At 70.5% G+C, this 25836-nt stretch carries 25 protein-coding genes and 1 pseudogene; 9 read left to right on the forward strand and 17 right to left on the reverse strand.

From position 1 onward, the window contains the following. Positions 1–20: 20 nt before the first annotated feature. From ACIBBB_RS30845 to cseC, 3 genes are read left to right on the forward strand one after another with little or no spacing between them, the layout of a single operon-like run. Positions 21–776 carry a hypothetical protein gene (locus ACIBBB_RS30845; protein WP_398987815.1) on the forward strand — a complete coding sequence of 252 codons (756 nt, stop codon included), beginning with the start codon at positions 21–23 and terminating at the stop codon, positions 774–776. 19 nt (positions 777–795) lie between these two features. Next, complete coding sequence (cseB, locus tag ACIBBB_RS30850) at positions 796–1500, forward strand: two-component system response regulator CseB (protein ID WP_398987817.1); 705 nt, start codon at positions 796–798, stop codon at positions 1498–1500. After that, positions 1497–2810, forward strand: a complete 1314-nt coding sequence (gene cseC, locus ACIBBB_RS30855) for a two-component system sensor histidine kinase CseC (protein ID WP_398987819.1) — start codon at positions 1497–1499, stop codon at positions 2808–2810. The genes cseB and cseC overlap by 4 nt, the downstream gene beginning before the upstream one ends. Positions 2811–2865: 55 nt before the next feature. On the opposite strand, the gene ACIBBB_RS30860 is transcribed toward cseC, so the two are convergent. From ACIBBB_RS30860 to ACIBBB_RS30870, 3 genes are all read right to left on the reverse strand, one after another. Continuing rightward, positions 2866–3309 carry a VOC family protein gene (locus ACIBBB_RS30860; protein WP_398988012.1) on the reverse strand — a complete coding sequence of 148 codons (444 nt, stop codon included), beginning with the start codon at positions 3307–3309 and terminating at the stop codon, positions 2866–2868. An 81-nt stretch (positions 3310–3390) separates the two neighbouring features. After that, entirely contained in the window at positions 3391–3804 is a 414-nt protein-coding gene (locus ACIBBB_RS30865) for a helix-turn-helix transcriptional regulator (protein ID WP_398988014.1), read from the reverse strand. A 248-nt stretch (positions 3805–4052) separates the two neighbouring features. Then, positions 4053–5642 (reverse strand): MDR family MFS transporter, encoded by a 1590-nt coding sequence (locus ACIBBB_RS30870; protein ID WP_398987821.1) that lies wholly within the window; start codon positions 5640–5642, stop codon positions 4053–4055. Positions 5643–5785: 143 nt separating this feature from the next. Between ACIBBB_RS30870 and ACIBBB_RS30875 the strand changes: the two genes are divergently transcribed. Beyond that, on the forward strand, positions 5786–6367 hold the full coding sequence (locus ACIBBB_RS30875) for a TetR/AcrR family transcriptional regulator (protein WP_398987823.1): 582 nt from the start codon (positions 5786–5788) through the stop codon (positions 6365–6367). On the opposite strand, the gene ACIBBB_RS30880 is transcribed toward ACIBBB_RS30875, so the two are convergent. Next, positions 6357–7013, reverse strand: coding sequence for a M23 family metallopeptidase (locus tag ACIBBB_RS30880; protein WP_398987825.1), 657 nt, complete (start codon positions 7011–7013; stop codon positions 6357–6359). The genes ACIBBB_RS30875 and ACIBBB_RS30880 overlap by 11 nt on opposite strands. A 608-nt stretch (positions 7014–7621) precedes the next feature. Further along, a complete protein-coding gene (locus ACIBBB_RS30885; RefSeq protein ID WP_398987827.1) occupies positions 7622–10147 on the reverse strand; it encodes an ATP-dependent Clp protease ATP-binding subunit in 2526 nt (841 codons plus the stop codon). Between the two features lie 452 nt (positions 10148–10599). On the opposite strand from ACIBBB_RS30885, the gene ACIBBB_RS30890 reads away from it, so the two are divergent. Beyond that, positions 10600–11295, forward strand: a complete 696-nt coding sequence (locus ACIBBB_RS30890; protein ID WP_398987830.1) for an SCO3374 family protein — start codon at positions 10600–10602, stop codon at positions 11293–11295. Here ACIBBB_RS30890 and ACIBBB_RS30895 read toward each other — a convergent pair. The 10 genes from ACIBBB_RS30895 to ACIBBB_RS30940 form a co-directional block, all read right to left on the reverse strand. Then, a complete protein-coding gene (locus ACIBBB_RS30895; RefSeq protein ID WP_023539576.1) occupies positions 11274–11609 on the reverse strand; it encodes an Lsr2 family protein in 336 nt (111 codons plus the stop codon). The genes ACIBBB_RS30890 and ACIBBB_RS30895 overlap by 22 nt on opposite strands. 144 nt (positions 11610–11753) lie before the next feature. Continuing rightward, the gene (locus tag ACIBBB_RS30900; RefSeq protein ID WP_398987832.1) at positions 11754–12287 is read right to left on the reverse strand and encodes an amino-acid N-acetyltransferase; all 534 of its coding nucleotides are present in this window, start codon (positions 12285–12287) and stop codon (positions 11754–11756) included. Positions 12288–12297: 10 nt separating this feature from the next. Then, the gene (locus ACIBBB_RS30905) at positions 12298–12795 is read right to left on the reverse strand and encodes a BlaI/MecI/CopY family transcriptional regulator (RefSeq protein ID WP_398988016.1); all 498 of its coding nucleotides are present in this window, start codon (positions 12793–12795) and stop codon (positions 12298–12300) included. 140 nt (positions 12796–12935) lie between these two features. Continuing rightward, complete coding sequence (locus ACIBBB_RS30910; protein ID WP_398987834.1) at positions 12936–13115, reverse strand: hypothetical protein; 180 nt, start codon at positions 13113–13115, stop codon at positions 12936–12938. Between the two features lie 13 nt (positions 13116–13128). Beyond that, a complete protein-coding gene (locus ACIBBB_RS30915; RefSeq protein WP_398988018.1) occupies positions 13129–13755 on the reverse strand; it encodes a hypothetical protein in 627 nt (208 codons plus the stop codon). A gap of 164 nt (positions 13756–13919) precedes the next feature. Further along, a complete protein-coding gene (locus tag ACIBBB_RS30920; protein ID WP_398987836.1) occupies positions 13920–14717 on the reverse strand; it encodes a type III pantothenate kinase in 798 nt (265 codons plus the stop codon). Continuing rightward, the gene (nadC, locus tag ACIBBB_RS30925) at positions 14717–15739 is read right to left on the reverse strand and encodes a carboxylating nicotinate-nucleotide diphosphorylase (RefSeq protein WP_398987838.1); all 1023 of its coding nucleotides are present in this window, start codon (positions 15737–15739) and stop codon (positions 14717–14719) included. Before nadC ends, ACIBBB_RS30920 begins: the two co-directional genes overlap by 1 nt. After that, a complete protein-coding gene (locus ACIBBB_RS30930) occupies positions 15736–17529 on the reverse strand; it encodes an L-aspartate oxidase (RefSeq protein WP_398987840.1) in 1794 nt (597 codons plus the stop codon). The genes nadC and ACIBBB_RS30930 overlap by 4 nt, the downstream gene beginning before the upstream one ends. Next, entirely contained in the window at positions 17526–18599 is a 1074-nt protein-coding gene (gene panC / locus ACIBBB_RS30935) for a pantoate--beta-alanine ligase (protein ID WP_398987842.1), read from the reverse strand. The genes ACIBBB_RS30930 and panC overlap by 4 nt, the downstream gene beginning before the upstream one ends. Further along, on the reverse strand, positions 18596–19534 hold the full coding sequence (locus tag ACIBBB_RS30940; RefSeq protein ID WP_398987844.1) for a Rossmann-like and DUF2520 domain-containing protein: 939 nt from the start codon (positions 19532–19534) through the stop codon (positions 18596–18598). Before ACIBBB_RS30940 ends, panC begins: the two co-directional genes overlap by 4 nt. Before the next feature lie 153 nt (positions 19535–19687). On the opposite strand from ACIBBB_RS30940, the gene ACIBBB_RS30945 reads away from it, so the two are divergent. Together ACIBBB_RS30945 and ACIBBB_RS30950 are read left to right on the forward strand one after the other, a co-directional pair. Continuing rightward, the gene (locus tag ACIBBB_RS30945) at positions 19688–20926 is read left to right on the forward strand and encodes a threonine aldolase family protein (RefSeq protein WP_398987846.1); all 1239 of its coding nucleotides are present in this window, start codon (positions 19688–19690) and stop codon (positions 20924–20926) included. A gap of 67 nt (positions 20927–20993) precedes the next feature. Beyond that, a pseudogene (locus ACIBBB_RS30950) lies at positions 20994–21395 on the forward strand (DUF5937 family protein); the annotation flags it as partial. Positions 21396–21473: 78 nt separating this feature from the next. Here the strand turns inward: ACIBBB_RS30950 and ACIBBB_RS30955 are convergent. Beyond that, a complete protein-coding gene (locus ACIBBB_RS30955; protein ID WP_398987848.1) occupies positions 21474–22151 on the reverse strand; it encodes a response regulator in 678 nt (225 codons plus the stop codon). A gap of 65 nt (positions 22152–22216) precedes the next feature. Next, positions 22217–23419, reverse strand: coding sequence for a sensor histidine kinase (locus ACIBBB_RS30960; RefSeq protein ID WP_398987850.1), 1203 nt, complete (start codon positions 23417–23419; stop codon positions 22217–22219). A 174-nt stretch (positions 23420–23593) separates the two neighbouring features. On the opposite strand from ACIBBB_RS30960, the gene ACIBBB_RS30965 reads away from it, so the two are divergent. Beyond that, positions 23594–24580, forward strand: a complete 987-nt coding sequence (locus tag ACIBBB_RS30965; RefSeq protein WP_398988020.1) for an SAM-dependent methyltransferase — start codon at positions 23594–23596, stop codon at positions 24578–24580. After that, positions 24577–25728, forward strand: a complete 1152-nt coding sequence (locus ACIBBB_RS30970; protein ID WP_398987852.1) for an NADH-quinone oxidoreductase subunit D — start codon at positions 24577–24579, stop codon at positions 25726–25728. Before ACIBBB_RS30965 ends, ACIBBB_RS30970 begins: the two co-directional genes overlap by 4 nt. Positions 25729–25836 lie beyond the last annotated feature (108 nt).

Below are 25836 nucleotides of genomic sequence, written 5' to 3' on the forward strand. Positions count from 1 at the left end.
GCCGGGCGGCGGACGTGCGGATGGCGGACGACCGTGCGGCCGACGAGTGGCACGCGAACGATGAGTGGCGTGCGGACGGCCCGGCGACCGGTGACGCGCCCCCGCCGAGCCGGTTCCCCAAGACGGTGACGCTGACAGCGACGACCGCCACCGGCGGTGTGGCGCTGGCCGCGCTCATCGGCTTCGGCCTGTTCGTCATCGGCTGCTCCACGAACGCGACCGGCACCAGGGACGAGGGCGCCGCCTCCGTCGCCACCGCCGAGCCCGTCTCGCCGCCGACCTCCGAGCCCTCCGCCCTGCCCGCCCAGGACATCGACCCGGTGGCCCTGCTACGACGGGACCCCAAGGTGAGCGGGCAGGTCAAGGCCGACCTCAAGCCGTGCGCCCGGGACGCGTACCCGGTGGACACCTCGTACGGGAATCTGACCGGCGGCACCGCGCCCGACGTGGTGATCAACGTGATGACCTGCGACGACGCCGTGGGGCTCGGGACGTACGTCTATCGTGAGTCCGACCGGCGGTACGAGAACGTCTTCGTCGCCGAGGAACCCGCCGTGTACGCCACGATCGACCGTGGTGAGCTGGTGGTGACCCGCCAGGTGTACGCGAAGGGCGACCCGGTCTCGTACCCGTCCGGCGAGGACGTCGTGACCTACGCCTGGGCCGACACGAGGTTCGCCGAGCGCTATCGGGTGCGCAACAACTACAGCGGAGCGGTCGGCAACGGCCCGGTGGACGCCCCCGCGCCGTCCACGACCAGCGACAACGACGACTGAGAGAGCTGAGAGCTGTCGGATGGTGGAGACCCATGTCCTCTTCGTCGAGGACGACGACGTCATCCGCGAGGCCACCCAACTCGCGCTGGAGCGCGACGGCTTCGTGGTCACGGCCATGCCGGACGGCCTCTCCGGCCTGGAGGCGTTCCGGGCCGACCGGCCGGACATCGCGCTGCTCGACGTGATGGTGCCGGGCCTGGACGGGGTGAGTCTGTGCCGTCGCATCAGGGACGAGTCGACCGTGCCCGTGATCATGCTGTCGGCGCGCGCCGACTCGATCGACGTGGTGCTGGGCCTGGAGGCGGGGGCCGACGACTACGTGACCAAGCCCTTCGACGGCGCGGTGCTGGTCGCCCGGATCCGTGCCGTGCTGCGCCGCTTCGGGCACGCGGGCGGACCCGCCGGGGAGCACGGCGGGCAGGAGCGGGCGGACGAGGGCGGCGCCCGGTCCTTCGGCGATCTGGAGATCGACACGGAGGGCATGGAGGTGCGCAAAGGGGGCGAGCCGGTGGCGCTGACACCGACGGAGATGCGGCTGCTGATCGAGTTCTCGGCCGCGCCGGGCACCGTCCTGTCCCGTGACAAGCTGCTCGAACGCGTCTGGGACTACGGCTGGGGCGGTGACACACGGGTGGTGGACGTCCATGTGCAACGGCTGCGTACGAAGATCGGACAGGACCGGATCGAGACGGTCCGCGGTTTCGGCTACAAGCTCAAGGCATGAAGCGGTTCGCCCTGCGCACCGGTGTCCGGTGGAAGATCAGCATCGCGATCGCGGCGGTGGGCGCACTCACAGCGATGGCGCTGAGTCTTGTCGTGCACAACGCGGCCCAGGTGTCGATGCTCGACAACGCGCGCGAGGTGCAGCTGGAGCGGTTGCTGTTCGCGCAGCGTATGTACGACTCGACCCATGAGCTGAAGTTCGGTACGAAGCTGAACGACCCCGCCCTCCCCGACGACCTGCGGGAGAAGGCTCAGCAGGGCAGGCGGGCCACCTATGTGCGTGACTCGGCGGCCGGGACGCCGGACGTCTGGGCGGCCGTACCGCTGGAGAACGGTGTGCTCTCCCTGCACAGCAAGTTCGCCGACCGCTCCGTGACGATCATGAAGGATCTCGACCGGGCCCTGCTGATCGGCTCGGTCTGTGTGGTCGTCGGCGGCTGCGCGCTGGGCGTGCTGATCGGCGGACAGCTCTCGCGCCGGCTGCGCAAGGCGGCTGCCGCGGCGGGCAAGGTCGCCCAGGGCAATACGGACGTGCGGGTACGGGAGGCGGTCGGCGGAGTCGTACGGGACGAGACCGACGAGCTGGCACGCGCGGTCGACGCCCTGACCGACGCGCTGCACGAACGTATCGAGGCCGAGCGACGGGTCACCGCCGACATCGCGCACGAACTCCGTACGCCGGTGACCGGCCTGCTCACCGCCGCCGAGCTGCTGCCCCCCGGCCGCCCGACCGAGCTGGTCAGGGACCGCGCGCAGGCCATGCGGACGCTGGTCGAGGACGTCCTCGAAGTCGCCAGGCTCGACAGCGCGTCGGAACGCGCCGAGCTTCAGGAGATCGCGCTCGGCGAGTTCGTCAGCAGGCGGGTGGCGCTGCTCGATCCCGATGTGCGGATCCACGTCGCGCACGACAGCTGGGTGAACACCGATCCGCGCAGGCTGGAGCGCATTCTCGGCAATCTCCTGGCCAACGCGGCCAAGCACGGCGGCACCCCTGTCGAGGTGACCGTCGAGGGCCGTGTGGTGCGCGTCCGCGACCACGGTCCCGGTTTTCCCGACGCGCTGCTGCGCGACGGGCCGAGCCGATTCCGTACGGGCGCGAGCGACCGCGCGGGCCACGGCCACGGTCTCGGTCTGACCATCGCCGCCGGTCAGGCGCGCGTCCTCGGGGCGCGGCTGACCTTCCGCAACGCGGCGCCGGAGAGTCTGACGCCCGCCCCGGACGAGACGGGCGGCGCGATCGCGGTCCTCTGGCTCCCCGAGCACGCCCCGACGACGACCGGCAGCTTCCCGATGATCAAACTCCCGGAGTGACGGACCGAGAGCCACGACCCCGCTCACCCGCCGGTCGGCGAGACGGCCCCGAGCGCTACGACCACTCCTTCTCCAGGTCGAGGTCACCCTCCTTGGCCTGGGTGAACGAGAACCAGTTCCCGGAGTCGTCGCGGAATATCGCCTCCGTGCCGTACGGCCGCTCCTGCGGCTCCTGGAGGAATTCCACGCCCCGGGCCTTGAGCTTCTCGTAGTCCCCCTGGATGTCGTCCGTGGCGAGCACGCCCGCGCCCAGCATGCCCTTGCTGATGAGCGTCTTGATCGCGGCGGCGGACTCCTCGTCCATCGCGTGTCCGCCCGGCAGCATCAGGGTCAGCACCACGTCCGGCTGGTCCTTGGCGCCGACCGTCAGCCAGCGCATCCCGCCCTCGCCCAAGGTCATGTCGGTGCGCACTTCGAGGCCGAGCTTGTCGACGTAGAACTCCTTGGCCCGATCCTGGTCGAGCACCCAGACGGTGGAGATGGCGAGACCCTTGATCATGACGTGCTCCTTGGAGAGATGTGCCGTACGCGGGCCGCTCACCGGCCCGTGCTTCCTTGTCCACCGTAGGCACCGGCGCAGTCAGAGGGCTTCTCCAGAATTGCGGTCGTCACCGGGCCGGTCCGGCGCCGGCGCCGTGGCGTCCCTGGGCGGGAAGCCGCCGGCCCACAGCAGCGCGTAGCACCCCGGTATGAGCGCGGCCCCGCGGCCGGCGTGCTTCGCGCGATAGGCGCTCGGGCTGCTGCCGGTCTGCTCCTTGAAGCGCTTGGAGAACGTGCCGAGGCTGCTGAAGCCCACGAGGACGCAGATCTCGGTGACGGTGAGATTCGCCGAGCGCAGCAGCTCCTCGGCGCGCTCTATACGTCTGCGGGAGAGATAGCGGCCGGGCGTCTGCCCGTACACCGCCTTGAAGGCGCGCACGAAGTGATACCGCGAATACCCGGCGTGCGCGGCGACCGCGTCCAGGTCGAGCGGGCCCGCCCAGTCGCGGTCCATCGCGTCCTTGGCCAGACGCAGCTGCCGCAGGTGCGTGAGGGGCACCTGCGGCGGCTGACCTGCTTCTTCACTGTCCACGTCTTCGATGCTGGCACGCCCCACTGACAACGGCCCCCCGCCGTCCACAGCGCGCCCCTGCGGTCCTACAAGCGGACCGCAGGACCTGGGCGGACTGCGGGACTAGGCCCTGTCCGGCGGATCTTCGGGGGCCCGGGACGCCTGGCACGGCGCCTCGCCGCGTTGTCGCCCTAGGCCGACTGCGGGATCTTGTCCCCCTCGGACGCTGCCGCGCCCTCGCCAGGCTCGCCCGCCTTCTGGGGCCCCGCTCCCCGCAGCGGGACCTCCTTGACGAAGAACGCCGCGAGGAAGCCGATCACCGCGACCGAACCGGCCAGCAGGAAGGCCACGTGCGTACCGGACGACACCGCGATCTGGTACGCCTCACGCGCCGCGTCCGGCAGCTTGGCCAGGCTCGCCGCGTCGAGCTGCGCGGACTGCTGCGTCACCGCGTCACCACCGCGCGCAGCCATCTCCTCCTGCACCTTGCTGGTGAACAGCGCGCCCATGATGGCCACGCCGAAGGAACTGCCGAGCGTACGGAAGAGGGTGGTCGAGGACGAGGCGACGCCCATGTCCTGCGGCTCGGCGCTGTTCTGCGCCACGAGCATGGTGATCTGCATCAGGAAGCCCATACCGGCGCCGAGGACGGCCATGTAGATGCCGGAGGTGAGCCGGGAGGTCTCGGTGTCCATCTGCGCGAGCAGGAAGAGCCCGGCGACCATCAGGGCGCTGCCCGCGATCGGGAAGATCTTGTACTTGCCGGTGCTGGTGGTGATCCGGCCCGCGAACAGCGAGACCACCATCATCGACAGCAGCATCGGCAGCAGGAGCAGCCCGGAGTTGGTCGCCGAGGCACCCTGCACGGACTGCTGGTAGAGCGGCAGGAAGAGGACGGCTCCGAACATCACGAAGCCGGTCAGGAAGCCGATCACCTGCATCAGGCTGAAGTTGCGGTTGCGGAATATGTGCAGCGGCATGATCGGCTCGGGCGCCTTGGTCTGCACGTACACGAACGAGACGAGGGTGACGACGCCGATGGCGATCAGCTCCATGATCACCGTGGAGCTCCAGGCGTACTCCGTACCGCCCCAGGTCGTGACCAGCACGATCGAGGTGATCCCGACCGTGAGCAGGGCGGCGCCGAGATAGTCGACCTTCTGCTTCTTCCGCTCCACCGCGGGCAGGTGCAGCACGGTCACGATCATCGCGAGGGCGACGGCGCCGAGCGGCAGGTTGATGTAGAAGCTCCAGCGCCAGCCGAGGTGGTCGGTGATGGTGCCGCCGACCAGCGGTCCGCCGATCATGGCGAGGGCCATCACACCGGCCATCATGCCCTGGTACTTGCCGCGCTCACGGGGCGGGATGAGGTCACCGATGATCGCCATGACGCCGACCATGAGTCCGCCGGCGCCGAGCCCCTGGATGGCGCGGAAGCCGATGAGCTGGCCCATGTCCTGGGCCATGCCGCTGAGCGCGGAGCCGATGAGGAAGATGACGATGGAGAGCAGGAAGATGTTCTTCCGCCCGTACATGTCGCCGATCTTCCCCCAGATCGGGGTCGAGGCCGCGGTGGCGAGGGTGTAGGCGGTGACCACCCAGGACAGGTGCTCCAGACCGCCCAGCTCGCCGACGATCGTCGGCATCGCGGTGCCGACGATCATGTTGTCCAGCATGGCGAGCAGCATCGCGATCATGAGCGCGAGCAGTACCACTCGCACGCTGCGTGGCTGTGGCTCAGCCTTCTTCTTCTGTTCCGACCCCACCGCGTCGAGCGACATGGCCCCCACTCCCCTGTTTCCTGGTGTTCTGTGTTTCTGCGTCTGCCTCACTACTTACTTGCCGACCGGCAAGCTAAGTACACTGGGGAAAGTAGACCTGTCACTTGCCGGTCGTCAAGTAAGTAATTTTCGGGAGAGCAGTCATGGGCAGCACAGCGCAGCCGCGTCGGGGCGACACCCGTCAGCGCATCCAGGACGTAGCGCTGGAACTCTTCGCCGAGCAGGGCTACGAGAAGACCTCGCTGCGCGAGATCGCCGAGAACCTGGATGTGACCAAGGCCGCGCTCTACTACCACTTCAAGACCAAGGAAGACATCGTGGTCGGCCTCTTCCAGGATCTGGCCCGGCCGATCGACGACCTGATCGTCTGGGGCGAGACACAGCCGAGGACACTGGATGTGAAGAAGGAGCTCCTACGGCGCTACAGCGACGCGCTCGGCGCGGCCGCGCCCCTGTTCCGCTTCATGCAGGAGAACCAGGCGACGATGCGCGACCTGAGCGTGGGAGAGACCTTCAAGGGCCGCATGCTGCGGCTGATGGAGCTGCTCAACCGGCCCGACGGCTCGATGTCCGACCGCGTGCGCTGCTTCACCGCGATCTTCACGATGCACGCCGGCATGCTCGCCCTCACGGACGTGGAAGGCGACCCCGAGGAGAAGCGCGAAGCCATCCTCGGGGTCGCCATCGATCTGCTGGTGCAGGCTCACGGCGGCGTCACACGGTGACGTCGGCCGAGCGCAGGAAGGTCAGCGGGTTGATCGCGCTGCCGTAGTTCGGGGTCGTACGGATCTCGAAGTGCAGGTGCGGGCCGCTCGAATTGCCGGTGTTGCCGGAGAGCGCGATGCTCTCGCCCTTGTCGACCTTCTGGCCGACGTGCACCTTCACCTTGGACAGGTGGGCGTACTGCGAGTACTTCGCGTTCTTGGTGCCGTGCTTGATGACTATCGCGTTGCCGTACGCGGGACCGTCACCGGCACCGTTGGGTCCGGCCTTCACGACGGTGCCGGTGTGCGCGGCCTTCACGTTCGTGCCGACGGGGACGGCGAAGTCCTGGCCCGAGTGCTTGTGGGCCCACCTGCCGCCACCGAGGCCGAACGAGGCGCTCAGCTCGTACTTGGAGACCGGCTTGCCCCAGGTGGGCGACTTCTTGGCCTTCGCCTTGTCGGCCGCCTTGGTGACGCTCCCCTTCTCGGCGTCGGCGGCCTTCTTCTCGACGGCGGCGGCCGACGCGTGGGTGGTACCCGCGTCGCCGCTGCTGTTCGCGGCGAACGCGACCCCCGCTCCGAGCGCCGTCGTCACTCCGAGTCCGGCGGCCAGGATGGCGGCACGGGTACGGAGCGTGGACTGGCGGGGCGTGGTGCGCTGCGACATTGAGAAACCTCCGGGCATCAAGGGACCCGGCGCTCAGAGCACCGGGGGCTGGCGTGCCATCCCTTGGTAACCCGACCGCCCATCACACCCCAAACAGCCCATCTACGACATGACGTCGTAGCTGTCCCATCGGTAACTCGACCTCTTGACGACCTGAAACATCTCCTTCGCCCGATCCGAAATGTCCGAGTTAAATACTGTTTATCCGCACGTCAGAGGGGCGCACACCCGCCATATCGCCGGGCCGTATCCCGTCCCGGGGCCTCAGGACCAAGGTCCCGAGACGGACCTTTCCGAAGGTCCCGCCGGAATCATCTCCTTCGCCACTATTCCTGGTCGTAGGCTCGGAAACGGGTGTGCGGCTTGTCACGACGGAGGACGGTCGGAGCCGCGAAGAAGGTGGACGAGGGGGTGGAGGAAGGCCCCGACGGAAGCCGCCACGGAGCACGACAGAGGGGTGGGGGGGGGGGGGGGGGGGGGGGGGGGGGCCCCCCCCCCCGCCCCCCGCCCCGGCGGGGGGGGGGGGGGGGGCCCGGCCCCCCCGCCCCGCCCCCCCCCCACCCCTCGGGCTGGGCTCAGTCTCGCCTCAGCCTTGGTTCAGCTCCGGCTCACGCTTCCTTCGTCAGGTTCGGACCGGCGCCGCCGGCCGCCTGCTCGATCGGCGGGACGTCGGGCAGTGCCGACTTCTCCTCGCCGCGGAAGCTGAACTTCTTCTCCTCGCCCTCGCCCTCGGTGTCCACGACCACGATGTGACCGGGGCGCAGCTCACCGAAGAGGATCTTCTCGGAGAGGATGTCCTCGATCTCGCGCTGGATCGTCCGGCGCAGCGGCCGGGCGCCCAGAACGGGGTCGTAACCCTTCTTGGCGAGCAGCGCCTTGGCGCTCGGGCTGAGCTCAAGGCCCATGTCCCGGTCCTTCAGGCGCTCGTCCACCTTGTCCACCATGAGGTCGACGATCTGGATGATGTCTTCCTCGGTGAGCTGGTGGAAGACGACGGTGTCGTCCACACGGTTGAGGAACTCGGGCCGGAAGTGCTGCTTCAGCTCTTCGTTGACCTTGTTCTTCATCCGCTCGTAGTTGGACTTCGTGTCGCCCTGGGCCGCGAAGCCCAGGTTGAACCCCTTGGAGATGTCCCTGGTCCCGAGGTTGGTCGTCATGATGATGACCGTGTTCTTGAAGTCCACGACGCGGCCCTGGGAGTCGGTCAGCCGACCGTCCTCCAGGATCTGCAGAAGGGAATTGAAGATATCGGGGTGGGCCTTCTCGACCTCGTCGAAGAGGACGACGGAGAACGGCTTCCGGCGCACCTTCTCGGTGAGCTGGCCGCCCTCTTCGTACCCCACGTATCCGGGGGGAGAACCGAAGAGACGCGAAACCGTGTGCTTCTCGCTGAACTCCGACATGTCGAGGGAGATCAGCGCGTCCTCGTCGCCGAAGAGGAATTCGGCGAGCGTCTTGGAGAGCTCGGTCTTACCGACACCGGAGGGGCCGGCGAAGATGAACGAGCCACCGGGCCGCTTGGGGTCCTTCAGACCCGCACGCGTACGCCGGATCGCCTGCGAGAGCGCCTTGATGGCGTCCTTCTGGCCGATGACGCGCTTGTGGAGCTCGTCCTCCATACGGAGCAGCCGCGAGGACTCCTCCTCGGTGAGCTTGAAGACCGGGATGCCCGTGGCCGTCGCCAGGACCTCGGCGATCAGCTCCTCGTCCACCTCGGCGACGACGTCCATGTCGCCGGCCTTCCACTCCTTCTCCCGCTTGGTCTTCGCGGCCAGCAGCTGCTTCTCCTTGTCGCGGAGCGAAGCTGCCTTCTCGAAGTCCTGGGAGTCGATGGCCGACTCCTTGTCGCGGCGGACGTTCGCGATCTTCTCGTCGAACTCGCGGAGGTCCGGCGGAGCGGTCATCCGGCGGATACGCATCCGTGAGCCGGCCTCGTCGATCAGGTCGATCGCCTTGTCCGGCAGGAAGCGGTCCGAGATGTACCGGTCGGCGAGCGTCGCGGCCGCCACCAGCGCGGAGTCCGTGATGGACACGCGGTGGTGCGCCTCGTAACGGTCGCGCAGACCCTTGAGGATCTCGATCGTGTGGGGCAGCGACGGCTCGGCCACCTGGATCGGCTGGAAGCGGCGCTCCAGCGCGGCGTCCTTCTCCAGGTGCTTGCGGTACTCGTCGAGAGTCGTCGCGCCGATGGTCTGGAGCTCTCCACGGGCGAGCATGGGCTTCAGGATCGAAGCCGCGTCGATCGCGCCCTCGGCGGCGCCCGCACCCACCAGGGTGTGGAGCTCGTCGATGAACAGGATGATGTCGCCGCGGGTGCGGATCTCCTTGAGGACCTTCTTCAGGCGCTCCTCGAAGTCACCTCGGTAGCGGGAGCCCGCGACCAGGGCGCCGAGGTCCAGGGTGTAGAGGTGCTTGTCCTTGAGGGTCTCGGGCACCTCGCCCTTGACGATGGCCTGCGCCAGTCCCTCGACGACCGCCGTCTTGCCGACGCCGGGCTCGCCGATGAGGACCGGATTGTTCTTCGTACGGCGGGAAAGCACCTGCATGACCCGCTCGATCTCCTTCTCGCGCCCGATGACCGGGTCGAGCTTGGACTCACGAGCTGCCTGGGTGAGATTCCTGCCGAACTGGTCCAGGACGAGGGAGGTCGAAGGCGTGCCCTCGGCCGGGCCGCCGGCGGTGGCGGCCTCCTTGCCCTGGTAGCCGGAGAGCAGCTGGATGACCTGCTGCCGCACCCGGTTGAGATCGGCGCCCAGCTTCACGAGGACCTGGGCGGCGACGCCCTCGCCCTCGCGGATCAGGCCGAGCAGGATGTGCTCGGTGCCGATGTAGTTGTGGCCGAGCTGAAGGGCCTCGCGGAGCGACAGCTCCAGGACCTTCTTGGCACGGGGCGTGAAGGGGATGTGGCCGGACGGAGCCTGCTGGCCCTGCCCGATGATCTCCTCCACCTGCTGGCGGACCGCCTCGAGCGAAATCCCGAGGCTCTCCAGGGCCTTAGCGGCGACACCCTCACCCTCGTGGATCAGGCCCAGGAGGATGTGCTCGGTGCCGATGTAGTTGTGGTTGAGCATCCGGGCTTCTTCCTGAGCCAGGACGACAACCCGCCGCGCGCGGTCGGTGAACCTCTCGAACATCGTTAATCGCTCCTCAGAGCGGTCAGGCAGTAAAGGGGTCGGTCCCCTCCCTGTCCTTCCGCAGCTTAGTCCCGCAAGCGGGGACCGCTCATTCCAACTGCCGACATCCGCCGTGATCACCCCGCCGTCGGCGGCGAACTTTCCTCACGAACAGCCGACACCTGCTCCAACCTGATGGTGCGAGACGATGTTCCCGCAGGCCAGACAGATACCCCCGCTATCGGTACGCCGATGGCGAACGTGAGACGTCCAGGACCGCGTGTCGCCCCTTCCCACTAGGAATGTCTTACCCGTAAGCACTGACACTCCATGCGGCGCACCCCCGTTCGCTCCGCTACGGGCGAACACCCTTGCACTCCCGAATGCTTCCGCACGCCCCCATGGTGAACACATAGAGCAAGCATGTGTCGACTCTGCGTAACTCAATGCCAGGGCGGGGAGTTGGTCCGACCATGGCTCTCCCCGTTCCGTCCCCCCGCGTGCCGCTGCCGGCCAAAGTCGGCAGCGCCCTCTGGTACGAGCGGAAGCTGGGCTGGGCCACGGTGCCGGGGCCGCCCGTCGCCCTGCTGACCGGGCTGCGCTTCGACGTTCTGGAGCTGCCCGCCGACGCGGGCGCGGCGGTACTGCGGCGCATCGACGCGGCCGGGACCGGGCCGGTGGCGCGCGCGGCGGGCCGGATGCGGCTGCTGGTGGCCGCGGGGAGCGCCGACGAACTGCCGGGGCTGCTCGACTGGCTGGAATGGGGCGGCATCGCGCTCGATCTGACCGCGACCGGCACCGACGGCCGGATGACCGCTCCGGAGCCGCCCGGAGGGGCGACGGGGCCAAGAGGCCCTCAGGGGCCCAGGGGTCCGACGGGGGCCGCGCGACGAGGCGGTGGCGGGGCGGGAAGCGGGCGGCCGGGGGCGGAGCAGGGGGCCGCCGTATGGCTGCGGCCCCCCGAGCCTGGACGCGAGGTGGAGCCGACGCTGCCGGCTCTCACTCATTTCGGACACGGACCCGGAGGCAGTGCCGGACTCGGGGACAGGGGTGGGGGTGTCCCCGATCTCGTTCGACTCGTGGACACGGCGGCGACGGAGTGCCACCGGGCCCGATTGCTTCGTGGAGAATCGACAGGTACGAAATCTCAGCCGTTGGCCTTCTCGTAGGCTTCGCGGATCTCGGCCGGAACGCGACCTCGATCGTTGACGCTGTAGCCGTTCTCCTTGGCCCACTTGCGAATTTCCGCGGTGTCCTTGTTCCCACCCGCGGCGGCGCGGCCCTTGCCACGGCCACCGGCGGCGCGGCCACCGGTACGACGGCCACTCTTGGTGTACGGGTCGAGGAGCCCACGAAGCTTGTCCGCATTCGCGTTCGTGAGGTCGATCTCGTAGGTCTTGCCGTCCAGCGCGAACGTGACGGTCTCGTCCGCCTCGCCACCGTCGAGGTCGTCAACAAGAAGGACCTGAACCTTCTGTGCCACCGGTTTTCCTTTCATCGAAAATGCAGTACGCCGAAAGGAAACCGCTTTTCTCAGGAAAACACAAACCCCCGGCAGAGGTTCAGTAGCACAAGAACACGGGAAACGTGCGCGATTCGGACATAGGGTTCCGGGTTCTTCCGCCGCTCACAGGTGCAGAAGCATCCGGCTGTTACCCAAGGTGTTCGGCTTCACCCGTTCGAGACCGAGGAACTCGGCGACTCCCTCGTCATAGGAACGCAGCAGCTCACTGTAGACATCTCCGTCGACAGGAGTCTCACCGATCTCCACGAAGCCGTGCTTGATGAAGAAGTCGACTTCGAAGGTCAGACAGAATACGCGCCGCACCCCGAGCCACCGAGCCGTCCGCAACAACTTGTCGAGCACATGCCGTCCGATGCCGGCACCCCGGAAGCGGGGATCCACCGCGAGTGTGCGCACTTCGGCGAGGTCTTCCCACATGACATGGAGTGCGCCGCATCCGACGACGCTCGCGTCGTCGTCGCGTTCGGCGACCCAGAACTCCTGGATGTCCTCGTAAAGCGTCACCGTCGCTTTGTCGAGCAGGATGCCATCACTCACGTACGGGTCGAGGAGACGACGGACCGCGGACACATCGCTCGTCCTGGCCCGCCGGACGGTGATGGCATTTACATCGACTTCTCGAGGCTCGGAGGACATGAGCTGGACGCTATCGCCCGGCGGGATGCTCTCGGTCGGCGCCCTCGGCGGGGACTTCGCGGCCCACTTCGGGCCCGACTTCGGGCGGTACTTCGCCCGGTACTTCGGCGCTCGCTTCCCGCGATGCTTCCGGCGGGCCTTCCGGCGCCGCCTCGGACGCGCCTTCGTCCGCGGCTTCCGGCCGGTCGCCGCTCACCATCCGGACCGCGTCCTCCAGGGCTTCGCGCTGCGCCGGCGACATCATCCCGAAGAAGGCGACAAGAGCGGCCGCCGGGTTGTCGCTCTTCGACCAGGCTTCGTTCATCAGCGCGGCCGCGTAGGCGGCGCGGGTGGACACCGCCATATATCTATAGGCGCGGCCGTCGACTTCCCTGCGTACCCAGCCCTTCTGATGGAGATTGTCCATTACGGTCATGACGGTCGTGTAGGCGATGGACCGTTCCCGCTGAAGGTCTTCCAGGACTTCCCGGACGGTGACCGGACGGTTCCATTCCCAGACGCGGCTCATGACGGCGTCTTCCAGGTCTCCCAATTGGCGGGGCACATCGTCACCATAGTGCGAGATGTCCGAATGGTCGGTTATTGACATTACAAAAGGACGTACGACTTCACGGCAGTCGTACGTCCTGATCCACGGCCGTGACGCCGTCAGGCGCCGGACGGCCCGCCCTGCTGCTCCACGGCCTCCGCGCGGGCGATCGCCGCGTCCACGACCGCGTCCTCCTTCGACTTGTTGTCGCCGCCCTGGCTCTTGACGATCGTCACGACCAGGCCGATGAAGAAGGCGGCCATCACCACGGGAGGCAGGAGAGCGGATACGTAGTCCATGGCCCCAGAGTAGCTATCCGGCGACCCGCCGCTCCGGTGGGGGCGTGGGCTTACGGCGTGGCGGGAAGACCTCGGACGGCTTGGGCATCGGGCGCTCGGTGGAGGGGCGCCCGGGGGCCGTCGGGCGGCGCGGCGGCGTGGGCTGCTTCCCCGGCGCCTTTCCAGGAGCCTTGCCGGGCTCCTCCTTGGGCCGCTGCGGGTCGTCGGCCGCGGCACGGCCGCCCTGGAGCGCGAGCAGCCGGGCGCGGGGCGCGGGGGCGGCGGGAGACCGGCCGGCGAGACGGGCCCGTACGGAGTTCTCGGCGGCCCGTTGACAGTGGTCGAGCAGCGCGGCGGCGAGGGGTGCGGCGCGCAGGGTGCGCAGAGCCATGAGGTCCTCCGGGCGTGGGTCGTACCCGGCCGCCAGAGCGTCCTGGAGGAGCTCCAGATAGCCGACGGCCGAGCCGGGAAGCGCGGCACGGTAGCGCGCGAGATCGGCAAGGAGGAACGCGCGCAGCCGGCCGGCCTCGCGGACCGCCTCGTCCACGGACTCGGCGAGCCGCAGGCAGGCCTGGACGTCCTCGTCGGGAAGGGGAGCGGGGTGGAGGGCGACGGCGAGGGCGCCTCGGAGCACACGCAATTCGTCTGCGCCGAACGCCATGCCGCCGCGGGATCCGTAGGGCGTGGGCATGGGGTGACGATACTCACGAATCGCACAAAATCGTCTAAACGCGACAGCTGCGGCGCGCCGGGATCTCACGCGTCCTACACCGCCGGACGGGCTCCTCGCGGGCCGCCGGCGGCCGATGACGAACCGGCCGCGAGCTACATGCGCGACACGTTGCGCTCGTACACCAGTCGCAGCCCGATCAGCGTCAGCCACGGCTCGTGCTCGTCGATCACCGTCGCCTCGCCGAGGATGATCGGCGCCAGACCGCCCGTCGCGATCACGGTGACCTCGCCCGGGTCCTCGGCCAGCTCGCGCGCCATCCGGGTCACGACCCCGTCGACCTGGCCGGCGAACCCGTACACGATGCCCGACTGCATCGCCTCGACCGTGTTCTTGCCGATGACGCTGCGCGGCCTCGCCAGCTCGATCTTGCGCAGCTGGGCGCCCCTTATGCCGAGCGCCTCGACGGAGATCTCGATGCCGGGCGCGATGACCCCGCCCGTGTACTCCCCCCGCGCGCTGACCGCGTCGAACGTCGTGGCGGTGCCGAAGTCCACGACGATCGCGGGACCGCCGTACAGCTCGACGGCGGCGACCGAGTTGATGATCCGGTCGGCGCCGACCTCCTTCGGGTTGTCCACCAGGATCGGCACGCCGGTCTTGATGCCCGGCTCGACGAGGACGGCGGGCACGTCTCCGTAGTAGCGGCGGGTCACCTCGCGCAGCTCGTGCAGGACGGACGGCACGGTGGAGCAGATGGCGATGCCCTCGATGCCGTCGCCCAGCTCGTCGCCGAGCAGCGGGTGCATCCCCATCAGTCCCTGAAGGAGGACGGCCAGTTCGTCGGCCGTACGGCGCGCGTCGGTGGACACCCGCCAGTGCTCGACGATCTCCTCGCCGTCGAACAGACCGAGCACGGTGTGGGTGTTGCCGACGTCGATGGTGAGCAGCATCAGAGCGCCGCCTCACGCAGGTCGAGACCGATGTCGAGGATCGGGGCGGAGTGCGTGAGGGCGCCGACGGCGAGATAGTCGACGCCGGTCTCGGCGTACGCGCGTGCGTTCTCCAGGGAGAGCGTGCCGGACGATTCCAGCAGTGCCCGGCCGGCGACGAGTGCGACGGCCTCCGCGGTCCGCGCCGGGGTGAAGTTGTCCAGCAGGATCAGGTCGGCCCCCGCGTCGAGGACCTCGCGGACCTGCTCCAGCGTGTCGGTCTCCACCTCGATCGCCAGGTCGGGGAACCGGTCCCGTACGGCCTTGAACGCCTCGGCGACCCCGCCGGCAGCGACCACGTGGTTGTCCTTGACGAGCGCGGCGTCGGAGAGCGACATCCGGTGGTTGACACCGCCGCCGCAGCGCACGGCGTACTTCTCCAGGGCGCGAAGGCCCGGCGTCGTCTTACGGGTGTCGCGCACCTTCGCGCCGGTGCCTTCGAGGGCGTCGGCCCACGCGCGCGTGGCGGTCGCGATACCGGAGAGCCTGCACAGGAGGTTGAGCGCGCTGCGCTCCCCGGTCAGCAGGTCACGGGTGCGGGTGGTGACGCTGAGGAGCTTGTCGCCGGCTTCGACGCGGGCGCCGTCCTCGACGTGCCGCTCCACCTCGAAGTCCTCGGTACAGACGATGGACAGGACGGCCTCGGCGACACGCAGTCCGGCGACCGTGCCGCTCGTGCGGGCCGTGAAGTCGCCGGTGGCCACGGCGTCGGCGGGGACGGTCGCCACGCTCGTCACGTCCAGGCCGTGGTCGAGATCCTCACCGATGGCGACGTGGGCGATGTCCTCGACCTGGACCGGGTCGAGTCCGGCCTCGGCCAGCAGCTCGGCGAGCGCGGGGTCCAGACCGCATTCCAGGGAGTCCTCACCGTCCGAACAGCCGCAGCCGTCGCCACACCCCCCCGCGGCGGACGCCGGGGCGCCGATCTGGATGAGCGGTACGTCCACGGCCTCGGGGCGCGGACTGTCTTCGGGCGTGCTCACGGTGACGGCTCCCTGGGGACGGAGAGATCTACGGGGGTTACGGCGGGAAATGCGGGGGTGTCGGTCCGGCTCAGCTCCAAGGCACGGCCCGTGCCGAGGCGTACGACGAGGTGGCGGCGCCAGTCGGTTTCGTCCCGCTCGGGGAAGTCCTCGCGCCAGTGGCAGCCGCGGGTCTCCTCGCGCTCCAGGGCAGCCGCCACGAGGACGCGCGCGACGCAGAGGAGGTTGGAGGTCTCCCAGGACTCGACGCCCGGCTGAGCGGGTTTGCCGGGGTTCGCCGGGTCGGCCGGGTCGCTCGGGTCCGTCGGACGCGGGGCGTCCTGGAACACGGCCTCCAGGGCCTCGGCTGCCACACCCAGGCTCCTCGCGGACCTGAGGACCCCCGCGCCCTCGGACATGATCCGCTGAATCCTCAGGCGCGCCTCGGGGGCGATGAGCGGCAGGAGGGCTGCGGGGGCGGGCCGGTCGGCGGGTGGCGTGGTGGGCGGCGCGGGGCGGGGGGCCGCCGCGACCGCGGCGATGTCCGCCGCGATGCGCTCGGCGAACACGAGACCTTCGAGGAGGGAGTTGGAAGCCAGCCGGTTGGCGCCGTGGACGCCCGTGCAGGCCACCTCGCCGCAGGCGTAGAGGCCCGGCACGGTCGTACGGCCGCGCAGGTCCGTGCGGACGCCGCCGGACGCGTAGTGCGCGGCGGGCGCGACCGGGATCGGCTCGGTGACCGGGTCGATGCCGTGGGACCGGCAGGCGGCGAGGATCGTGGGGAAGCGGGTCGCCCACATCTCGGCGCCGAAGTGCCTGGCGTCCAGATACATGTTCTCGGCGCCCTGCTCCCGCATGCGGCGCATGATGCCCTTGGCGACGATGTCACGGGGCGCCAGCTCGGCCAGTTCGTGCTGGTCGAGCATGAAGCGGACACCGTCCGCGTCCACGAGATGCGCGCCCTCGCCCCGTACCGCCTCGGACACCAGCGGCTGCTGGCCCTCCGATCCGGCGCCGAGGAAGAGCACCGTCGGGTGGAACTGCACGAATTCGAGGTCGGAGACCTCCGCCCCGGCCCGCAGCGCGAGGGCCACCCCGTCGCCGGTGGAGACGGCGGGGTTGGTCGTCGCCGAGAAGACCTGGCCCATGCCTCCGGTGGCCAGGACGACGGCGGGGGCGCGGACGGCGCCGACACCGTCGTGCTGGCCCTCGCCCATCACATGGAGGGTGACGCCGGAGGTGTTGCCGTGCTCATCCGTAAGAAGGTCGAGGACCAGCGCGTTCTCGACCGTACGGAGAGACGCGTCGCGCACCGCGTCGACCAGGGCGCGGGAGATCTCCGCGCCGGTCGCGTCGCCTCCCGCGTGGGCGATACGGCGGCGGTGGTGGCCGCCCTCGCGGGTCAGCTGGAGATCGCCTGCCGCCGACGTGTCGAACCGCGCGCCCGTCCCGATCAGCCGGCGCACGGCGTCGGGCCCTTCGGTGACCAGGGTGCGTACGGCCTCCTCGTCGCAGAGACCGACGCCCGCGACGAGCGTGTCGCTCAGATGCTGCTCGGGGGTGTCGCCCTCACCGAGGGCGGCGGCGATGCCGCCCTGCGCCCAGCGGGTGGAGCCGTCGTCGAGTCGGGCCTTGGTGACGACGACCGTCCTGAGCCCGGCCGCCGTGCAGCGCAGGGCCGCGGTGAGCCCGGCGACACCGGAGCCGACCACGACCACGTCGGCGTCGACGGCCCAGCCGGGCACGGGCGCGGTGAGCTGGATGCCGGCCGGGCGGGCGGGCCTCGGCTCCCGTACGGACTCGGCGGTCACTGGGAAGCTCCGAACGTCAGGGGGATGTTGTCGATCAGCCGCGTCGCGCCGACCCGCGCGGCCACGGCGAGGATCGCGTCGCCGGTGTAGTCGTCCGGGACCTCGGTGAAGTCCGCGGGGTTCACGAGGGCGAGGTAGTCGAGGGTGAAGGAGTCGCTGTCCCTGACCGCCTGGTCGAGGACGACGCGGGCCGCCGACCGCACGGCGTGCGCACCACAGGCCCGCGTCCGCGGTGTACGGGACGCCGCGTGGGCCACGGCGTGGCTGTCGGCGGCGGCTCGGGCCTCGCCGAGCGCGGAGAGGGCCGCCGCGCGGCCCCTGGACGTGGGCGCGGAATCCGCGCGGGCGCGCAGCGCGTGCTGGGCGCCGAGGCGGTCGCTCGCGGCGAAGAGCGCGCGGGAGAGCGCGAGCGCGGTCCGGCGCTCGGCGGCGGAGAGGTAACGGTTACGGCTGGAGAGCGCGAGACCGTCGTCCTCGCGGACCGTCGGCACGCCGACGATCTCCACCGGGAAGTTCAGGTCGCGGGCCATCCGCCGGATCAGCGCGAGCTGCTGGGCGTCCTTCTGTCCGTAGAAGGCGACGTCGGGGCGGGTGAGGTGCAGCAGTTTCGCGACGACGGTGAGCATGCCGTCGAAGTGCCCCGGCCGTACGGCGCCTTCGAGGCGCTCCCCCATGGGCCCGGCGGAGATCCGTACCTGGGGCGTGCCGCCCGGGTACACCTCGTCGACGGACGGCGCGAACACGGCGTCGGCGCCTGCCGCCTCGGCCGTCTTCAGGTCCGATTCGAGGGTCCGGGGATAGCGGTCCAGGTCTTCGTTCGCGCCGAACTGGAGCGGGTTCACGAAGACGGTGACGACGACGAAGCCGGCCGGGCCGACGTGCCGGCGGGCGGCGCGTACCAGCGCGGCGTGGCCGTCGTGGAGGGCGCCCATGGTCATGACGACGGCGGTACGGGGGGAAGAGGCTCCCTCCCGCGGGGCTGCCTGCTCCCGTGCGGCTGCCCGCGCGCTGCCGTGCCGGGCGAGCAGTCCGTCCAGCTCCGCGCGCGTGGAGGCCAGTTCGAGGCTCATCGGTCGCTCCCCGGCCGGCGGTCACCGTCGGCGAGGACGTCCAGCAGGTCCTCGGCCAGCTCCGGCTTGAGCAGGCCGTGGGCGAGCGCCCGGTCGGCCGTCGTACGGGCCATCGCCAGATAGCCGGGCACGGCGGCGGGCGCGTGCTCGCGCAGCTCGGCGACGTGCGCGGCGACCGTGCCCGCGTCGCCGCGCGCCACGGGGCCGGTGAGCGCCGCGTCGCCGGAGCGCAGCGCGTTGTCGAGGGCGGCACCGAGAAGCGGGCCGAGCATCCTGTCCGGCGCCTCGACACCCGCCTTGCTCAGCAGCTCCATGGCCTGGGCGACGAGCGTGACCAGATGGTTCGCACCGAGCGCCAGGGCCGCGTGGTAGAGCGGGCGGGCGTCCTCCTCGACCCACTCGGGCTCGCCGCCCATCTCGATGACCAACGCCTCGGCGGCCAGCCGCAGTTCGTCGGGAGCGGTGACCCCGAAGGAACAGCCCGCCAGCCGCTGGACGTCCACGGAGGTGCCCGTGAACGTCATCGCGGGATGGAGCGCGAGCGGCAGCGCGCCCGCGTGCAGCGCGGGGAGGAGCACCTTCGTGCCGTACCGCCCCGACGTGTGGACGAGCAGCTGTCCCGGACGGACGGCTCCGGTCTCGACGAGCCCTTCGACCAGACCTGGCAGCGCGTCGTCCGGGACGGTCAGCAGCACCAGCTCCGCGCGGGCGAGCACTTCGGCGGGCGTCACGAGGGGCACCTCGGGCAGCAGGACGGCCGCCCTCCGTACGGAGGCGTCGGACACGCCCGACGCGGCGACCGGGCGGTGGCCGGCGAGCCGGAGAGCCGCTGCCAGCGCCGGTCCGACGCGCCCGGATCCGACGACTCCGACCGTGAGCCGGGCGGGCCTGTCCCGCGGGTCACGGGGATCGAGGGGGACTGCTGATGCGTTCACGCGGCGGGGCCTTCCGTTCCAGTCCGCGACGGGTACCGGACGATTTCTCGCCATGCTACGCCAGCGTTTCGTGGCATTCCCCGACTCCACAGAGTGTGGGCGGCCCCGGAAAAAGCACTGGGCGTGCCGCGCCCCGTGGACGATGATCGCCCCATGGCAGACACGAGCGAGCAGGACGAACGACGGCGGCGGCTGGCCGCCTGGCACGCCTCCGGACGAATCCTCTGGCGCAGCCACGCCGACCGGCCGCTCGGTGAACAGCTGGCCGCGCTGGCGGCCGACGCGTCGTCGGTCCACGACCTCGGCGAGTGGGCGGACGTGTACGGGAACGGGGTCGTCGCCGAGCTGGAGAGCCGGGTGGCGGCCCTCCTCGGCTTCCCGGCCGCCGCGTTCTTCCCGACCGGCACCATGGCGCAGCAGGTGGCCCTACGGTCCTGGGCGGGTCGCACCGGCAACGCGACCGTGGCCGTGCATCCGATGGCGCACCCGGAGGTGCACGAGGGCGGCGCCCTGTCGGTCGTGAGCCGTCTGCGGACGATCCATCCGACGTCCGAGCCACGGCTGCCCACGGCCGAGGAGATCCGGGCCACGGACGAGCCGTTCGGCACGCTGATGCTGGAACTGCCGCTGCGCGACGCCGGATTCGTCCTGCCGACGTGGGACGAGCTCGTCGCCGTCGTGGCGGCGGCGCGCGAGCGCGACGCGGTGGTGCACTTCGACGGCGCGCGGCTGTGGGAGAGCACGACGCACTTCGGCCGACCGCTGAAGGAGATCGCGGGGCTCGCGGACAGCGTGTACGTGTCCTTCTACAAGTCCCTCGGCGGGATGTCCGGGGCGATGCTCGTGGGGTCTTCGACGCTGGTCGAGGAGGCGCGGGTGTGGCGGCATCGGTACGGAGGCCAGGTCTTCCAGCAGTATCCGGCGGCGCTGTCCGCGCTGCTGGGACTGGCGCGGGAACTGCCACGGCTGCCGTCGTACGTGGCCCACGCGCGCGTGGTCGCGGCGGCGCTGGCGGAAGAGTTCGCGCAGCCGGCGCGGGGAACGGGGTCGGGGACGGCGGCCGCATCGGGAGCCGTGCCCGTCGCGCCGTGGTTCCGGGTGCACCCCAGGCAGCCGCACACCCACCAGTTCCAGGTCTGGCTTCCGTACGACGCCCAGGTGCTGAACGAGGCGGCCGTGCGGCAGGCCGAGGAGACCGGTGTGGCCCTCTTCCGCCGCTGGTTCGACTCCGGTTCGGGCCCGCCGGGCGTTTCCGTGACCGAGGTGACGGTCGCGGAGGCCGGGCTGGAGTGGACGGCGGACGACGTCCGGCAGGCCGTACGGGAGTTCATGGCCCGCGTGAAGGGGGAGGCGGCAGCTGAGGCGGAGGCGGGGAACGGGCCCGCCGATTGACGGGCGCCGTCAATCGTCCGCCGCGCTGTCAGTGGCGGCGTGCGGCATGGGTGCATGAGCGTGAACCATCGACATCACCGGGCTGCCCCACGAGCGGATCGTCTTCGGACCGTCGCCGCTCGCCGAACTCGGCGCCGCCCTGCACGCGTTGTCCGAGCCGGGCCACCAGGCGCGGCTGCACGGCTGGGTCACGTCCACATCGGCCGGGCTCAAGCCCGAGCCGGCCGACCGGCTGCACGAGGCGGAGTTCCTGTGGCGGTCCACCCGCTCGGACATCCTGCTGCCGGCCTGTCCCCACGAGACGCCGGCCGAGGAGCTGGACGATCTCGACACAATGCCGGACGAGCGGTATGTGGCGGCGGTGCTGGAGATCTCCTGCGCGAGCCATTACGACACGGGCGCGACGTCCCCGCTGGTGGACGACCGGGCACGCGAGCGCACGCTGGAGCTGGCGGCGGCGCGCGTTCCATGAGCCTTTTCAGGACGCTCGCGCGCTCGGCGAGCAGCGCGAAGTGGCGTACGTCGTGCCCGTTGACCCACAGGAGCATCAGACGGCGCCGCCTCCGGCGCGCACCAGCCCCGACTCGTACGCGAGCACCACGACCTGCACCCGGTCGCGCAGACCGAGCTTGGTGAGGATGCGGCCGACGTGGGTCTTCACGGTCGCCTCGGAGAGGACCAGGCGGGCGGCGATCTCGCCGTTCGACAGACCCTGGGCGACCAGCAGCATGACTTCGCGCTCGCGGCCGGTCAGCCGCTCCAGCGCGCCGGTGGCGGCGCTGTTCTCCCGGCCGCTCGGCAGCATCGCCGAGAAGCGGTCGAGCAGCCGCCGCGTCGTGGATGGCGCGACGACCGCGTCGCCGCTGTGCACGGCGCGGATCGCGCTCAGCAGCTCGGACGGCGGCACGTCCTTGAGCATGAAGCCGCTGGCGCCCGCCTTGAGACCGGAGAAGGCGTACTCGTCGAGGTCGAACGTCGTCAGGATGAGCACCTTGGGCGCGCCGGGCTCCGCGCAGATACGGCGGGTCGCCTCCACACCGTCCAGCCGTGGCATGCGTACGTCCATGAGGACGACGTCCACGGCGGCGGAACGCAGATTCTCGATCGCCTCCGCGCCGTCGCCCGCCTCCGCGACGACCTCCATGTCCGGCTGTGCGGCCAGCACCATGCGAAAACCGGTGCGCAGCAGCACCTGGTCGTCGACGAGCATCACGCGGATCGACATCGGCGGGTTCCTTCTCCGTTGGGGCGGGCGGTCGGTGGCAAAGTCGGTGTCCAGGTGCGCGGGCTTCAGTGCGCGGGCTTCAACGGAAGCAGCGCGCTGATCCGGAAGCCGCCCCCCGGCCGCGGCCCCGCGTCGAGCGTGCCGCCGACCATGCCGACGCGCTCCCGCATCCCGATGAGGCCGTGCCCCCGGCCGTCCGCGCCACCGTCCACGTACAGATCGTGGCCCGCGCCGCGCCCGTCGTCCTCGACCAGAAGTCCCAGCCCGTCGTCGAAGTAGACCAGACGGACACTGGCTCCCACATCGGGTCCGCCGTGCTTGCGGCTGTTAGTCAGCGCTTCCTGCACGATCCGGTACGCGGTGAGCTCCACCCCGCTGGGCAGCGACCGGGGGGTGCCCTCGACCTTGAAGTCCACGGTGAGCCCCGCCGACCGCACCTGCTCGACCAGGTCCTCTATCTGCTGGACGTCGGGCTGCGGCACGTACTCGCCGCTCTCCTTGACGTCCCCGGTCCGCAGCACACCGAGCAGCCGGCGCATCTCCGCCAGCGCCTGCCGCCCGGTGCCCGAGATGGTCTCCAGGGCCTGCCTGGCCTGCTCGGGCGCGGCGTCCAGGACATAGGCGGCGCCGTCGGCCTGGACGACCATCACCGACACGTTGTGCGCGACGACGTCGTGCAGCTCGCGGGCGATCCGCGCGCGCTCGGCGGCCACGGCGACCTTGGCCTGTGCCTCCCGCTCCTTCTCCAGGCGGGTGGCGCGCTCCTCCAGCTGGGCGAAGTACGCGCGTCGGGTGCGGACGGAGTCGCCGAGCACCCAGGCGAGCGCGAAGGGCACCGCCAGCACGACGGTGAGGAAGAACTGCCCGCCGGCACTCTCCTCGCTCGCGGGCCAGCGGATCTGGGCCAGCGGCGCCGCGGCCAGGCCGCCGATCAGCCCCAGCTGGGTGGCCCAGCGCGGGCCGCCTCGTGCGGCGACCGTGTAGATGAGCGCCAGCATGGCGAAGTCCGCCGGGTTGGGCCGCACGTCCGTCACCATCTGGACCACGCCCAGACCGGCCACGAGCAGCAGCATCTTCTCCGGAGCGCGACGCCGCAGCGCGACCGTCAGCGACAGCAGCAGAACGATCACCCCCGCCACGGCCGCCGGCTCGGCGCCGGGACCCGCCTCCGCGACCACCCACAGCATGGAAAACCCGAAGAGCACCACAGCCCAGAAGCTGTCGACGCCCGTCGGGTGTCTACGGAGAAAGTCATAGAGACGCTGCACGTAACCCAGCGTAGGGAAGCCACAAAGGTAGAAGGGTCAACCGGAGGGCCGATCCGGTCGGCCTGCGCGTACTCCCCAAGGTGGAGACTTGGGCCCGTGACGGATGAGACGTGTAAGCGCGACGAGGCCGAGGGGGCTCCGTGGGGCGTGGAGGCCTGCGGATGGGCCGCGGCGATGGAGAGCGCGCTGTACGGCCCGGAGGGCTTCTACCGGCGCACTGAGGGGCCTGCCGGGCACTTCCGCACTTCCGTGCACGCCTCACCGCTCTTCGCGGCTGCCGTCGGGCGGCTTCTGGTGGCGACCGCCGAGGCGCTGGAGACCGACGAGATCGCCCTGGTCGACATGGGCGCGGGGCGAGGGGAACTGCTGACGGGGGTCCTGGCCGCCGTGCCGGACGGGCTGGCCGTGCGGCCGTACGCCGTCGAACGGGCCGCGCGCCCGTCCCGGCCGGATCCGCGCGTCGAGTGGACCGACAGACCGCCGGACGGGGTCCGGGGGCTGCTGTTCGCCAACGAGTGGCTGGACAACATTCCGGTGGACGTCGCCGAGACCGGGCCCGACGGGACGGTGCGGTACGTCCTGGTGGCCCCCGACGGTACGGAGCGGCCCGGCGCCCCGGTCGAGGGCCCGGACGCGGAGTGGCTGGCGCGCTGGTGGCCGATGACCGAGCCGGGCGCGCGGGCGGAGATCGGCCGCACCCGTGACGAGGCATGGGCCGCGGCTGTGGCAACGCTGGACCGGGGGCTCGCGGTGGCCGTCGACTACGCGCATGTACGGGGCGACCGGCCGCTGTTCGGAACGCTGACCGGCTTCCGGGACGGCCGGGAGGTACGGCCGGTGCCGGACGGCAGCTGCGACATCACCGCCCATGTGGCGCTCGACGCGTGCGCGGCGGCCGGCGGCTCGGCGGGAACGAAGGGCGCCGAGGGCACGGGGTCCTGCGCGGGGTCCTTCGTACTGAGCCAGCGCGAGGCCCTGCGCCGCCTCGGCGTCAGCGGTGAGCGCCCGCCGCTCTCTCTCGCCACGGCCGACCCCGCCTCCTACGTACGCGCGCTCGCCACCGCCGGCGAGGCCGCCGAACTGACCGCGCGGGGCGGCCTCGGGGACTTCGGCTGGCTGATGCTTCCAGTGGGCACGGCTCTGAGAGACTGGCCCGCATGACGGAGACCACCCGCACGACGGTCGGCATCGGCGGCGCGGCCGAGAGCACGGACATGGTGCTCAACATCGGGCCCCAGCACCCCTCGACGCACGGTGTGCTCCGACTGCGTCTGGTGCTCGACGGCGAGGTGATCCGGGAGGTCGAGCCGGTCATCGGCTATATGCACCGGGGCGCCGAGAAGCTGTTCGAGGCGCGCGACTACCGCCAGATCATCATGCTCGCCAACCGCCACGACTGGCTGTCGGCGTTCGCCAACGAGCTGGGTGTGGTGATGGCCGTCGAGCGCATGCTCGGCATGGAGGTGCCGCAGCGCGCCGTCTGGACCCGGACCCTGCTCGCCGAGCTGAACCGGATGCTCAACCATCTGATGTTCCTCGGCTCCTACCCTCTCGAACTGGGCGGGATCACCCCGGTGTTCCACGCCTTCCGGGAGCGCGAGGAGCTCCAGGCCGTCATGGAGGAGATCTCCGGCGGCCGGATGCACTTCATGTTCAACCGGGTCGGCGGTCTCAAGGAGGACCTGCCCGCGGGCTGGCTGGACCGTGCCAGGCACGCGGTCGCCGAGGTCCGTTCCCGGATGGACGTCTACGACAGGCTGGTCCTCGGCAACGAGATCTTCCGGGGCCGGACCCGTGGCGTGGGGGTCCTGACGGCGAAGACCGTGCACGCGTACGGGGTTTCGGGGCCGATCGCGCGGGCCTCGGGTGTCGACTTCGACCTGCGCCGCGACGAGCCGTATCTCGCGTACGGCGAACTCCAGGACACGCTGAAGGTCGTCACGCGCGAGGAGGGCGACTGTCTGGCCCGCTTCGAGTGCCTGCTGAGCCAGACCCACAACTCCCTCGACCTCGCGGACGCGTGCCTGGACCGCATCGCCGATCTGGAGCCGGGGCCGATCAACCAGCGGCTGCCCAAGGTCCTCAAGGCGCCCGAGGGACACACGTACGCCTGGACCGAGAATCCGCTCGGCATCAACGGCTACTACCTGGTGTCGAAGGGCGAGAAGACCCCCTACCGGCTGAAGCTGCGCTCGGCGTCCTTCAACAACATCCAGGCGCTGACCGAGCTGCTTCCGGGCACCCTGGTCGCCGACATGGTGGCGATCCTCGGCTCGCTCTTCTTCGTCGTCGGCGACATCGACAAGTAGCGGGGCGCGCCGCAGCCGCCTCCCCGGGTCTCGCCGGTGCCGCTGTCGTGGTGCGAGATTCCCGCGTCGGCCTGAGGCTGGATGAGGGGGCGCGGACGGGTGTCCGCG

It is taken from the genome of Streptomyces sp. NPDC051217 (genome assembly GCF_044455465.1).
In the GTDB taxonomy this organism is placed as follows: domain Bacteria; phylum Actinomycetota; class Actinomycetes; order Streptomycetales; family Streptomycetaceae; genus Streptomyces.